This is a genomic window from Pseudovibrio sp. W64 (assembly GCF_001623145.1).
Lineage (GTDB): Bacteria > Pseudomonadota > Alphaproteobacteria > Rhizobiales > Stappiaceae > Pseudovibrio.
The window spans coordinates 25,582-38,543 of record NZ_LMCI01000002.1 but is presented as its reverse complement, the minus strand read 5'-3'; the positions used below and the strand labels follow the sequence as shown (position 1 = coordinate 38,543).

General features: G+C 51.7%; 9 protein-coding genes. 2 read left to right on the top strand and 7 right to left on the bottom strand.

What is annotated here, in order from left to right; all coding sequences use genetic code 11:
• Positions 1-13: 13 nt before the first annotated feature.
• The gene (locus PsW64_RS01005) at positions 14-2,290 is read right to left on the bottom strand and encodes a beta-glucosidase (RefSeq protein ID WP_063302410.1); all 2,277 of its coding nucleotides are present in this window, start codon (positions 2,288-2,290) and stop codon (positions 14-16) included.
• 247 nt (positions 2,291-2,537) lie between these two features.
• Positions 2,538-3,494, bottom strand: coding sequence for a glycine--tRNA ligase subunit alpha (locus PsW64_RS01000; RefSeq protein ID WP_057464861.1), 957 nt, complete (start codon positions 3,492-3,494; stop codon positions 2,538-2,540).
• A 291-nt stretch (positions 3,495-3,785) separates the two neighbouring features.
• Here PsW64_RS01000 and PsW64_RS00995 point away from each other — a divergent pair, with 291 nt between their 5' ends.
• A complete protein-coding gene (locus PsW64_RS00995; RefSeq protein ID WP_063302409.1) occupies positions 3,786-5,411 on the top strand; it encodes an FAD-binding protein in 1,626 nt (541 codons plus the stop codon).
• A gap of 86 nt (positions 5,412-5,497) precedes the next feature.
• Here PsW64_RS00995 and PsW64_RS00990 read toward each other — a convergent pair whose 3' ends face one another.
• The 3 genes from PsW64_RS00990 to PsW64_RS00980 form a co-directional block, all read right to left on the bottom strand.
• The gene (locus PsW64_RS00990) at positions 5,498-5,698 is read right to left on the bottom strand and encodes a hypothetical protein (RefSeq protein WP_208860103.1); all 201 of its coding nucleotides are present in this window, start codon (positions 5,696-5,698) and stop codon (positions 5,498-5,500) included.
• Between the two features lie 72 nt (positions 5,699-5,770).
• The gene (locus tag PsW64_RS00985; RefSeq protein ID WP_063293850.1) at positions 5,771-6,631 is read right to left on the bottom strand and encodes a S49 family peptidase; all 861 of its coding nucleotides are present in this window, start codon (positions 6,629-6,631) and stop codon (positions 5,771-5,773) included.
• A 195-nt stretch (positions 6,632-6,826) separates the two neighbouring features.
• Positions 6,827-7,828: a uracil-DNA glycosylase gene (locus PsW64_RS00980; RefSeq protein ID WP_208980493.1), complete on the bottom strand. Its 1,002-nt coding sequence runs from the start codon at positions 7,826-7,828 to the stop codon at positions 6,827-6,829.
• A gap of 390 nt (positions 7,829-8,218) precedes the next feature.
• Here PsW64_RS00980 and PsW64_RS00975 point away from each other — a divergent pair, with 390 nt between their 5' ends.
• A complete protein-coding gene (locus PsW64_RS00975; RefSeq protein ID WP_063302407.1) occupies positions 8,219-9,898 on the top strand; it encodes an electron transfer flavoprotein-ubiquinone oxidoreductase in 1,680 nt (559 codons plus the stop codon).
• Between the two features lie 504 nt (positions 9,899-10,402).
• Here PsW64_RS00975 and nadC read toward each other — a convergent pair.
• Together nadC and PsW64_RS00960 are read right to left on the bottom strand one after the other, a co-directional pair.
• On the bottom strand, positions 10,403-11,269 hold the full coding sequence (nadC, locus tag PsW64_RS00965; RefSeq protein ID WP_063302406.1) for a carboxylating nicotinate-nucleotide diphosphorylase: 867 nt from the start codon (positions 11,267-11,269) through the stop codon (positions 10,403-10,405).
• The gene (locus PsW64_RS00960) at positions 11,266-12,900 is read right to left on the bottom strand and encodes an L-aspartate oxidase (RefSeq protein WP_063302405.1); all 1,635 of its coding nucleotides are present in this window, start codon (positions 12,898-12,900) and stop codon (positions 11,266-11,268) included. Before PsW64_RS00960 ends, nadC begins: the two co-directional genes overlap by 4 nt.
• Positions 12,901-12,962: the final 62 nt, after the last annotated feature.

Here is a 12,962-nt window from a genome sequence, read left to right as displayed (position 1 = left end):
AATCTAAGCCCGTCTACGCAGGTTCCTCAGTAGTTTCATTGAGTTCGCCAAACAGGTTGAGTTCCAGTCGCAGGCTGTTGGGATCCTGACTGGAGCTGCCCACGACCACATTGTAGACGATGCGTTCAACCACCATCTGGTTGCGTTCACTATCAAATATCGCAAGCTCCTCAATCGGGATGGAGACAGTCACCTGCCTGCTTTCACCTGCTGGAATACGAAGACGCTGGAAGCCCTTCAGCTCCTGTTTAGCGCGTTCTACTGCGGATCCTTTAGGGGCAATATATACTTGCGAAACTTCTTCCGCCTCAACTTGCCCGATATTGGCGATGGAGAACTGAACCTCAATGCTACCAGTAAGGAGCTCATCAGGAGGTGTAACAACAAGTTCCGAATAATGGAATTGAGAGTAGCTCAGACCAAACCCGAAAGGATACGCCGGTGTGACATCATCTTTGTCCAGTTTTCTGTATCCATGCCAAAGGTCATAGATCACTTTACGCGCATTGCGATCAAAGTCAGGCAGGTCACTCTCTCGCCTTGGGATGACAAACGGCAGCTTGCCACTGGGGGAGACTTCGCCGGATAGAATTCGGGCAAGTGCAGTTCCTCCCTCCATACCTGGATACCAATGCAGCAAGATGGCAGCAGGTTTATCTTGCCATTCGTTCATCAAAATAGTGCCGCCACCCATAACAACCACGACACAGTTGGAATTTGCCGCACAGACCTGCTTAATCAATTCAACATCGTGCGGAGGCAGACGAAGGCTCTGCCTGTCGCCGGAACCATAACCGTCTTCAACTCCTCCGGACTCTTGAGGTTTGCCCGCAGAACCTCCACCACCAAATGCGCGTAAAAATTGAGAGGCAATCTTCGCTTCTTCACGGTTCCGAGGTTGAGGAAGAACCTCATGAAAGCGTGCTGCCAGATCAGCGGAGACCCATTCACCTTCACAGCTGTGGTCATTCCCGACCACCAGCACAACGGCATCCGCTCGTTTTGCGATCTGGAGGGCGCGATTGATGTTCTGGCCTCTGTCCTGCCAGATGTCGATCTTGTGTTTGTAGTAGGAACGAAGGCCTGCGAGCGGCGTGGTTATATGTGTCGGCTGTGTATCACTCGTTCCTTTGTCGCCTGTATTAGCCACACTCGCCAAACGCCCAATAACACCAATACTTTGAATGTCCTTAAGAGGTAGAAATCCACCTTCGTTCTTCAGGAGCACAGTCGACTTCTCAGCGGCCTCCTGCGCAACAGATCTAAATTCAGCGCAGCCAACGCGGGTCTTCTCGTAATGGCCTTTCCGCAGCACTCGGAGCTGTTGCAAAATAAGCCTGTAACAGGCGTCATCCAATGCTGCCTCGGAGATCTCTCCATCATCAATCAGTTCCGACAGGTGCTGGTGAAAGTGCAGTTGGAACGGCATCTCCAGATCCATGCCGGCAAGAGCAGCCTCCCTCGCATTGCGTATGCCGAACAGGAAGTCACTCAGCACAAATCCCTTAAACCCCCAATCTGTTTTCAGCAGTTGGGTGAGAAGCTCTTTGTTGTGTCCGCAAAGCTCGCCATTGATGGAACTGTAGGACGTCATAACAGCCGCTGCACCTGCCTCAACCGCCTTCCTGAAGTGAGGAAGATACACCTCATAGAGTGCTCGCTGTCCCACTGTAACATTGAGGGAAAGCTTGGAGTGTTCCATGGATGCCAGAGCAAAGTTTTTGATGCATGCCATGCCATGTTGTTGAACACCGCGAACGAGGGCTGAGCCCATTGCACCGATCAGGAAGCTGTCTTCACCATAGGATTCCTGTGCTCGTCCCCATGCCGGATGGCGCATCAGGTTAAGTGGCACGCCCCCAAACAACGTGCCACCAAAGGCGCGCATCTCATATCCAATTATTGCGCCAATCCGTTCTTCCAACTCAGGGTCAAAGGTTGCCGCTCTTGCAATCACTGTAGGAAACGTTGTGGCGCCCTTCAGCACGATCCCGCGTGAGCCTTCTGTATAATGAACACCCGGCAAGTGATGCTCTGGCAACGTCCCCGCTGCCCACGGACCGGATTGAGAGCCGTTCTTCATCATGTCCCGAACGCCCGGCCAGAAGGCCTGATCACCGTCTCGCATGGCCAGTTTGTCATCACGGCTCAACCGCGAAACAATCGCACTGGCGATCTGCTCATCACTCAGGTTTTGCGTGGAGGAAGGTTGAGCAGTCATCTCAGGTGGAGGAAGGGAAGAGGATGCTGCAGTGCCATCTTCGTGCGCTTCGGTACTTTCGACAGTCATGGAACAGAGAACTCCGCGAATGCACCCCAATTTGGATCAGCGCATAGATACGCAGGCAGCTGGCAACGGGGGAGTGATTGGCAAATCAAACAGGATATCGCTTTAAAAATATCCGTTTGATTGCAGTCCTGAAAACCTACTGATTATCAGCAGGCATCTTTCAAGGAGTCGTAGGGCAGAGAAGTGACAACAAAAAATGCCGAGGCATTTCTGCCCCGGCACTAAGAATTCATCATGTTGACTGGGACTAGCCTTTGTAGCCCACACCACCAGCTTCGGTCTGCAGGAAGGCTGCACCACAAGCTTTGGAAAGTTCACGCACACGCAGAATATAGCTCTGCCGCTCGGTTACGGAAATGACACCGCGCGCATCAAGCAGGTTGAACACGTGGGAGCATTTAAGCGCTTGGTCATAAGCAGGCATAACAACCTTCTGCAGGCCATCGCCAGCTTTCTCCATCGCTTCTGCGCTTGCTGCCAGCAGACGCTTACACTCGCGCTCATGGTCCGCAAAATGGCGGAACAGCATTTCAGTGTCGGAATGCTCGAAGTTATGACGGGAATATTCCTGCTCGGCCTGCAGGAACACATCGCCATACGTGACCTTCTCGTCGCCTTCAAGGCCGTTGAAGTTCAGGTCGTAAACATTGTCGACACCCTGAACATACATGGCAATGCGCTCAAGACCATAAGTCAACTCACCAGCAACAGGCTTACATTCAAAACCAGCTACTTGTTGGAAGTATGTGAACTGAGAAACTTCCATGCCGTCACACCAGCATTCCCAACCAAGGCCCCATGCGCCAAGTGTCGGGTTCTCCCAGTCATCCTCAACGAAGCGAATGTCATGGATTTCTGTATCAATGCCGATTGCACGCAAGGAAGCCAGATATAGCTCCTGAAGGTTCGCAGGAGAAGGTTTCAGCATAACTTGAAACTGATAGTAGTGCTGCAAGCGCATTGGATTTTCGCCATAGCGACCATCGGTAGGACGGCGAGATGGCTGCACATACGCCACTTTCCATGGACGAGGTCCAAGCGAACGCAGTGTTGTTGATGGATGGGAAGTGCCCGCGCCGACTTCCATGTCATATGGCTGCACAATAACGCAGCCCTGATCGGCCCAGAATCTCTGGAGAGTCATGAGGAGACCCTGAAAGGACTTGGTTGGCTGCATATGTGCCGGAACGGCTTCACTAGACATGGGAGTGTTTCCTGAAAATCCAAAATGTACTGCACCGAAACGGCGCAAAATCCAAGTTGAGGCACAGGTGCCACGTCAAACAGGGAAGGTCAAGCATTCCTGAAAAATCAAAGATATTTTGTGAAAAAGACGGGGAGTAAGGCGGATTACTCTTCTCATGCTCATTTCCGGAATCGCAGCTGTGTTTCGGCGCAGGCCCATACCCCACAATATCAAGGATATTGAGCCCGGGAAAAAGCTTATTTAGTGGCAGGGTCATTGTAGTCTGCATAAAAGCTGGAGAGCGTACCGATGGTGATGTCCCGCCTGCCTGTTCTGAGTGATCGTCAAGGATTTGACCGCCGTTGGTATGCGCCAAATCTGAAACGCGTTTACGCCCCTGCTTCAGCTGCAGAAGTAACAGCCGCTTGGAGAGAGGTGATTGCGTCAGGAGCAAAGGCAGGCGAACTGCAAATTACCTGTGGTCGCCACTGCTATGAGAACTTCGTCTACAATGCGGGCACAAAATACATCATCGATCTGACCGGGCTACGTGGTGTGGGCAGTGATCCAAACTACGGGTATTACATCGATGTCGGCTTTGGAAACTGGGATATGTATCGCATGTTCAACAACATGTTTGATACCACACTACCAGCGGGCAGTTGCTATTCAGTCGGACTAGGCGGGCACATCACTGGCGGAGGGTATGGTCTCTTTTCCCGCGCATTTGGATTGACCGTTGATTACCTGTCTGCAGTGGACGTGGTGATCATGCCTCAAGGGGCTCCAACGCCTGAACTCTATGAGAAAGTTTCTCCCGTGAACCACCCGGATCTGTTCTGGGCGATCTGTGGCGGTGGTGGAGGAAACTTCGGCATTATCACCCGCTACTATTTCCAGGACACTCCGAAAGCACCGCAATATCTTTACACCACCGCGTTTTCATTTGATTGGCAGGATGAAAATGGAAACCTGCTCATCACAGAACCTGTCCTCAAGCAACTATTGGACAACTTCACCCAGTTCTCACAGGAAGGGCAGGACGGAGACACATCCAAGTGGCCCAGCTTTGGCATATTCCATGCAAACCATCTTGCTGCTGGGAAAATGGTTTTCGCATCCTATTATTTTGATGCCCCATCACTCGGGGTTCAAGGTCAGGAGTATGAGGCCTATCTGAATGACAGGATCAAGGATCAGAAAAGGGCGCTGGGCGATATAACAAGATTATCAACCGAGCCGGGCCCCATAAACGGGCATCCATGGCACGGCACTGCAAAGGCTATCAGTCCGGTGAGTGCAACGGCCCAGCTTCGCCGTTTCACGTTTCTGGAAGGCGTTCAAAACACAAATGGTTCCGGCCCAAATCAGTTTGGAAAATACAAATCAGCTTACATGAAGAAAGGCTTCACTGACGACATGGTCGCCGCGCTTCATGAGCATCTGCAGAAAGTCCCGGATGGAGTGTCACTGAGCGATATGAGCCAGAGCCTGTGCCAGATTGACAGTTACGGCTGTGCTATAAATCAGGTCTCCAGCACGGCAACGCCAATCGCACAACGCAGCTCAATCATGAAACTGCAATACCAAACTTATTGGGACAATGACGCGGCAATCGGACAGGATAACAAGCAGCTTGAGGAAGCCTATGTTGGCTGGATCAACGAAATGTATGCTGATGTTTACGCCAAGTATGGCGGATTTCCTGATCCACGAAACGATCCGGATGACATTGTTGACGGTTGTTACTTCAACTATCCAGATTCATGTTTGGGAGTAAATGGGGAGAACTCACCCGGCATAGATCATGCCATGTATCTCTATTTTCTGGAAAATTACGATACAGGTCCGGCAGATCGAAACCTGCGGGCAATAAAATTAAATTGGAATCCGCAAAACTGGTTTGCAAGCGCACAGTCTATTCCTGTTAAATAAGGAATACGTGCAAAATTATCATGGCACCAGGCCCGCAGACCAAACGTCATGCGGGCATCTTTCAGTCAACGACTAGAGCACAGCTCTTAGTAGTTGCTTACAGGGCGGTATTTGCCAGTGGCCGGATCTTCAACCAGACGCGTATATGCTGGATCAACCGGACGCTTGCGAGCAGTTGCATAGGCAGGCTGTTTCTTGAATGCCATATTGGAAATTTCTTTCTTTACGGCTTTGTAAAGAGCATATCCACCTGCAATCAAAGCAACAGTTCCTAATACCTCAGTCATCTGCATTTTCCTTCCATCACTTATGTGAAGCATTGTTATTTCTGGCAATTTGGGCAATCCTATGGAGATTGCTCAAAGACCAAACTTTGCCCAAAGGCTTTTTTCTTCCAGGGTAGCAAGTGTAGCCGCAGGCAATGTGCCAGCAGCCTCATTCAGACCTCCCTGAAGGTTCGCACCGGGTATAAAGCGGCTAAGAAAGCGCTTTTTGGTGCCAACAAATTTCACTTTGGTTTCTTTGCCGTACCGTTCATGGATCGTGGAGTGAAGATCGCCCAGACCATCTACGAGGCCCAGATCACGCGCTTTGGCTCCAGTCCAAAACAAGCCGGAAAATAGGTTTTCGTCATCGCTCAGCACGTCACCGCGGCGGCTCTTCACCATGTCGATGAACATCTCATGGATTTCGTGCTGCAATGTTTTGAGGTGCTCAATGTCCTCTTTAACTTCCGGTGAGAACGGGTCCAGTGTGACCTTCTTGTCTCCGCTGGCATAAACACGGCGCTGGACGCCGGTTTTCTCCAGAAGCTCTGTAAAGCCAAACCCGGCAGATACGACACCGATGGATCCAACAATAGAGGACGGATCAACAATGATGTCATCACCAGCCAGTGCAATCATGTAGCCGCCAGATGCAGCAACATCTTCTACAAAAACAAGAATTTGCTTGTTGTTTTCATCAGCCAGCTGACGAATGCGTTTGAAGATGAGATGAGATTGAACCGGCGAACCGCCAGGTGAGTTGATGGACAAGGCAACAGCCGGAGCTTCTTTAAAGCTGAAAGCTATTTCTAGCGCGTCTTCAACACTGCTCAGGTTCAAACCTGATTTCAATGGAGATGCAGCACCAATAGCACCATGCAAACGGACGACGGGTACGATAGGTCTTACTTTGCCCAATTTGCCCGGAAGGTAGCTGCGCAGCTTGTTCAACAACTCAAAATTCTCCTTTGCGTCGATAACTTGTATGTCGTTGGGGTAACCAACTTCATCCAATATAGGCAGCAATCATCAGGAGAGAAGAGCTTTTGCCAAAAGAAATGGCAATTTACGCAATAAAACGCAACAGTGTGATCCTCATAACAAATCTACACCTTGAGAACTCAGAGAGCCTCATCAAAACAGCGGGGATTACTCGGTTGTTTCAAGCTCGGCACGAATCTGGAGCATGTCTCGCCAGGCATATCTTTTCTCAGCAGGACTGCGCAGAAGATAAGCAGGGTGATAAGTCGCGATCGCCTTGCGCTGAGTACCCTCGCCGCCATAGCTCAGCCATTTCCCGCGCAGCTTGCGAATGCCATCACGGGCACCGCTGAGTGTCTTGGCAGAAGCCGCCCCGAGGAAAACAACAATCTCCGGATCAACCAGTTCAATCTGCCGCTGAATGAACGGACGGCAAATTTCCGTTTCATGCGGGGTAGGGGTGCGATTTCCCGGTGGACGCCATGGAACCACGTTGGCAATGTAGACCATTGACCGGTCAAGTCCGGCAGCTTTCAACATCCGGTCCAGCAGATGACCCGAACGCCCCACGAATGGCACGCCCTGAATGTCCTCTTCGCGTCCTGGAGCTTCCCCAACAAACATGATGCGTGCTTTGGAACTTCCATCCCCAAACACAAGGTTCTTTGCTGTCAGTCGCAGATTACAGCCCTCAAACCCTGCAAGGATTTTCCGAAGCTCATCAAGTGACTGCGCCGAACCTGCGGCGGTTCTGGCCGAACCAACTGTTTCCGCATTCGGAATAACAGCATTCGCGTCTGTCACCGCAGTTGGTGTAGACGTCGTAATAGCTGCTTCCTTGGCAGCACGCTGCCGCTCCAGAATCTTCTTCGCTTCCTGCTTTGCATCTGCGGAGACGCCATTCTCGCGCAGGTTACGTGCCATTTCAGCAGGTGAAACACTGAGGTTTTTGGACTGTGACGGCGCTGGCTCTGGTGCGCTGAACGAGCTGACTGGAGCGATGTTCTGCTGCGGAGCAGAGCGGCTCTTCACCTGCTTTTCCATCTGGCTCTGAGTTTGCGCAAAGCGGTCCACTGGAGCATCTTCCAACGCACAGTCGACGCCGACGGCGCTTAAAAACTCCAGATAAGCCTCCAGCTCGGCGGCATTTGCGACAGGAACTTCAGACATAGCCATTTACTAGTTGTGGCACACAGGTCGGCACAGGCGAAAGGGAATAACTCTTTTGCAATGCACCATGGATGGGCAGCAGCCCAGTCCGCCCTATATTCATTATGAAAGCGCAACTGTCCAATAGAAAAACGAGAATGGGCTAACTCAATGGGGAACAGTGTAAAGTGGTTCACGTTAACTTGGGGAAATTACAATAATTCCTTAAGGTGTAGATAGGTTTTTTGATGGGGTACCTGACGGAATGCACCTTAAAACGCATTGCGCTATAGTATCCGCTCAATTACACAGAGACTAAATAAAGTTTTGACACTTGAGGTGCTGGAAAATAATGCGCTGCCACATCATTTGACGCGAAATGAAGTGGATAAAGTGTAAAGGGAGAATACTATGTCTGAAGGGGAAACTCTGGCAGAACGCGAATCCATGGAATTCGAGGTTGTGATTGTAGGCGGCGGTCCTGCAGGTCTATCAGCGGCAATCCGGATTAAGCAGCAGGCTGCGGAGAAGGGAGAGGAAATCTCCGTCGTCGTGCTCGAAAAGGGCTCTGAAGTTGGCGCTCATATTCTGTCTGGTGCGGTGATTGATCCAATTGGCATCGATCGCCTGATCCCTGACTGGCGTGAAGACGAGAGTGCTCCGATCAAGACACCTGTAACAGCAGACCATTTCAATCTGCTTGGCCCTGCAGGTTCCCTTCGTCTGCCAAACTTCCTGATGCCGAAGCTCATGAACAACCACGGCAATTACATTGTGTCTCTGGGCAATGTCTGTCGCTGGCTCGCAGAAAGAGCAGAAGCGCTCGGCGTGGAAATCTATCCAGGCTTCGCAGCAGCTGAAGTGCTTTACGATGATTCCGGCAAAGTGATCGGCGTTGCAACGGGTGATATGGGCGTTGCGCGTGATGGGTCTCATAAAGATGGCTACATGCGTGGTATGGCGCTGTTCGGCAAGTACACGTTGATCGCCGAAGGTGTCCGTGGCTCGCTTGCAAAGACGCTGGTAGACAAATTTGACCTTGATCGCGACAGTGATCATCCGAAATTCGGTATTGGTATCAAAGAGCTGTGGGAAGTAGATCCATCCAAACATAAACCGGGTCTGGTTCAACACTCCATGGGTTGGCCGCTGGACGGTAAAACCCAGGGCGGGTCTTTCCTCTACCATCTGGAAGACAATCAGGTTGCGGTTGGGTTTGTAGTAAACCTCAACTACCAGAACCCGTATATCTCTCCATTCGATGAATTCCAGCGTTTCAAAACCCATGCGGGTGTAAAGGACGTGTTTGAAGGCGGTAAGCGCATTTCGTACGGTGCACGTGCTATCTCCGAAGGGGGATATCAGTCCGTACCGAAGCTCTCTTTCCCAGGTGGTCTTCTCATCGGGTGTTCCGCTGGCTTCGTCAACGTTCCACGCATCAAAGGCTCTCACAACGCTGTCCTCTCCGGCATTCTGGCTGCGGATATGGTCGTTGACTCGCTGGGCCGTGGTGAAGCACACGAAGAGCTGGATCAGTTCGATGGTGCATGGCGCAATTCTGAAATCGGTAAAGATCTCTGGAAGGTACGCAATGTAAAGCCGTTGCAGACCAAGTTTGGCAGCTTGCTGGGCATGGTCTTCGGTGGTCTCGACATGTGGACCAACGAGCTGATGGGCTTCTCCTTCTTCGGCACCATGAAGCACGGCAAAACCGATGCTGCGAGCCTGAAGCCGGCGAAGGACTGCAAGAAGATCAATTACCCGAAACCAGACGGGAAGATCTCCTTCGACAAGCTGTCCTCTGTCTTCCTCTCAAACACCAACCACGAGGAAGACCAGCCGATCCATCTGAAGCTGCGCGACGAGACTTTGCAGAAGCTTTCCGAGCACGATGTCTACGCTGGTCCGTCGAACCGTTATTGTCCCGCTGGTGTGTATGAGTGGGTGGAAGAAAACGGCGAACCACCACGCTTCCAGATCAACGCTCAAAACTGCGTTCACTGTAAGACCTGTGACATCAAAGACCCGAACGGCAACATCACCTGGACCGTTCCGGAAGGCACAGGCGGACCGAACTATCCAAATATGTAAGGTGTTGGATAAGATCAGAATAAGAAATAGGCCCGGTCATCAGATCGGGCCATTTTTAATGGTGAATAGGTAGAAGAAAATCCTATCTTGATGATTAGCATTAAGCTCGTAAGAGAGACTAAGATGGATACTTCTTGATAAGAAGTACCTTTTCTTTTGTCGCTGATGTGAGAATGCCTAGAGCAAAGCAGAGAAATTATGAATTACATTGTTCTCTATGTAGTGAGCATTTTAATGGCTATATTCTTTTATTTTATGTGCTCATTTGGTGCGAATATTCAGAATATTTCTAAAAAGAAAGAAGAAGATAACAAGTTATATAATTTTCTTCAGTTTTTTACGGATAAGATTTGCTATCATTTGAATATTAAGAATACTGCCACCAATAAAGCTGCAGTTAATCTCGCAATATGCGCAGCAATAATTTTGTTTGGTCGGTTTTTTATCGCAAACGTTGGGCCTCTAGTGAGCAGTTGACTTTGTAGAGGCCAAACGCTCTAACGTCTAGCCGATCTCAATATCAAGCCCCAGATCCAGAATAGGTGCGGAGTGCGTGATCCAGCCGGAGGAGATGATATCAACGCCAGCTTCCGCAATCGCCTGAATGGTCGAAAGCGTAATCGTGCCAGAGGCTTCCAGCACAGCTTGCCCCTTGTTGATCTCAACCGCCTGCCTCAAAAGATCAGGCCCCATATTGTCCAGCATCACCACATCAGGTTTGGCCGTGAGGGCTTCCTTCAGCTGATCGAGTGTATCCACCTCAACCTCAATGCGCACAAGGTGTCCGGCAAAAGCGCGGGCACTCTCAATCGCGGGGACAACTCCACCGGCAACGGCGATGTGGTTGTCCTTAATCAGGATTGCATCATCCAGACCAAACCGGTGGTTCATACCGCCGCCACAGCGCACCGCATACTTCTCGAAACTACGCAGTCCCGGAGTGGTTTTTCGGGTGCAAACCACTTTTGCGTTGGTATGTGAAATTTTGCGTTGAAATGCGTTCGTAGCGCTCGCAATGCCTGAAAGGTGGCTTAAAAAGTTCAGGGCCACACGCTCCGCTTCCAGCAGTGCACGAGCGGGACCGTGAATGCGGGCGATGATGGTACCCGGCTCCAACTTATCCCCGTCTTGCGCCAGCACGGTAACATCGAGAGTAGGATCAACCTGACGAAATGCGGAAAGAGCCAGATCAATGCCAGCCAGCACGCCATCCTTACGAGCCGCAATAACACCCGTTGCAACAGCATTAGCCGGAATGGTCGCTTGCGAGGTGATGTCACCCGCACGGCCAAAGTCCTCAAGCAAAGCAGCTTTGACGGCATCATCCACCATGATCAACGAAAGCTCGGGCAATGAAGACGGACGGCTCATAGCATATCTTCCTCTTCAACAGCCTGCTGGCCAACATCGCTGGCAGCAGCCTCGCTCGCCAGATTCTCAATTTGTGCAAGCTTCACAAAGGAGCGCTTGGCAGCCTCCGCCTTCTGCGGGAAGTCAGAACGGAAATGACCGCCACGGCTTTCTTCGCGAAGCAGAGCAGACCCTGTAATCAGCTTGGCTGCAATCACCATGTTGAGAATGGAGTCGCGGCGGCACAGCGTCTCAGCGTTCTGCAACCGTGCAAGCGTCTTTGTCAGCCCTTCTGCATCACGAACCACACCAACATGGCGGGACATGGCAGAACGAACCATGGAAACAACGGCACGTTCCTGCGGATTGCGTGTGGAGGCCTGGTCATCAACATCATCGATTTCAGCCCAATGATGCACCCGGTGATGCGGCATGAGAGCCTGAATGTCTTCTGCAATGCGACCTGCAAACACAACAGCTTCAAGCAAGGAGTTGGACGCCAGACGATTGGCACCATGGGCCCCCGTCGCCGCAACTTCACCTGCCGCCCAAAGGTTGTCGACAGAGGTCCGGCCAGAGGCATCGGTCAGAACACCGCCCATGTGATAATGCGCTGCCGGAGCAACAGGGATCAGGCCATTGATCGGGTCAATACCAGCCTTCTCGCAGGCTGCATAAACGCGGGTAAAGTGCTCAGGGAAGCTTGCACCAATGGCCTCTCGGCAATCAAGGAAAGCACCACGGCCAGCCGCAAGTTCTGTATGGATCGCGCGCGCAACAATATCACGAGGGGCCAGCTCAAGATCAGGATGGATGCCATCCATAAAGCGGTGACCGTCATTGTTGATGAGGATCGCACCATCACCGCGGATTGCTTCACTTGCAAGCGGGGCTGGGTCCTGCTCAACATTGAGAGCTGTTGGGTGGAATTGAACGAATTCGGCATCAGAAACCAGCGCACCTGCACGGGCAGCCATCGCAAGGCCATGTCCGTTTGCTTCACCCGGATTGGTGGTTGTTGAGTAAAGATGGCCAACACCACCGGAGGCCAGCACAACAGCTTTTGCAGGAATGGTAATGCGCTGTGTCCCGCCGCGGCGACGCGCAGTAATGCCGGTGACATACCGGCCTTCTGCGATCAGTTGACAACCAATGTATCCTTCGATGATGCGGATAGACGGTGTCTTGTAGGCCGCATCAACAAGCGCCTGCATAATGGCTTCACCAGCCATGTCACCACGCACACGCACAACACGGTGGCTGGAGTGGGCAGCCTCGCGGGAAAGGGCCAGCTTGCCAGCAAGGTCTTTGTCAAAGGGTACGCCATAGCCCAGCAGATCGTGAATGCGGTCAGACGCTTCACGTGTCATGCCTTCAACAATGGCTTCTTCGCAAATGCCGTCGCCTGCTGTCAGCGTATCCTGCGTATGGGCAGAGTGGTGATCACCCTCGGCCACAGCAGCAGCAATGCCGCCTTGTGCCCATGCAGAAGAGGTGCCACCACCAATTGGCGCGTTGGTCACAATGGTCACTGGCCGCGGCGCAAGCTTGAGCGCGCAAAACAGGCCAGCAAGGCCACCACCTAAGATAACAACATCATCCACGCCGTTCAGAGCAACAGCAGGGGCGAGAGAAGAACCGAACTGAGACATTTCAGAGATTATTCCAGACTATGGGGACCTGATCTAAAAGGCCCGCTGCCGTTAAAGGCAGC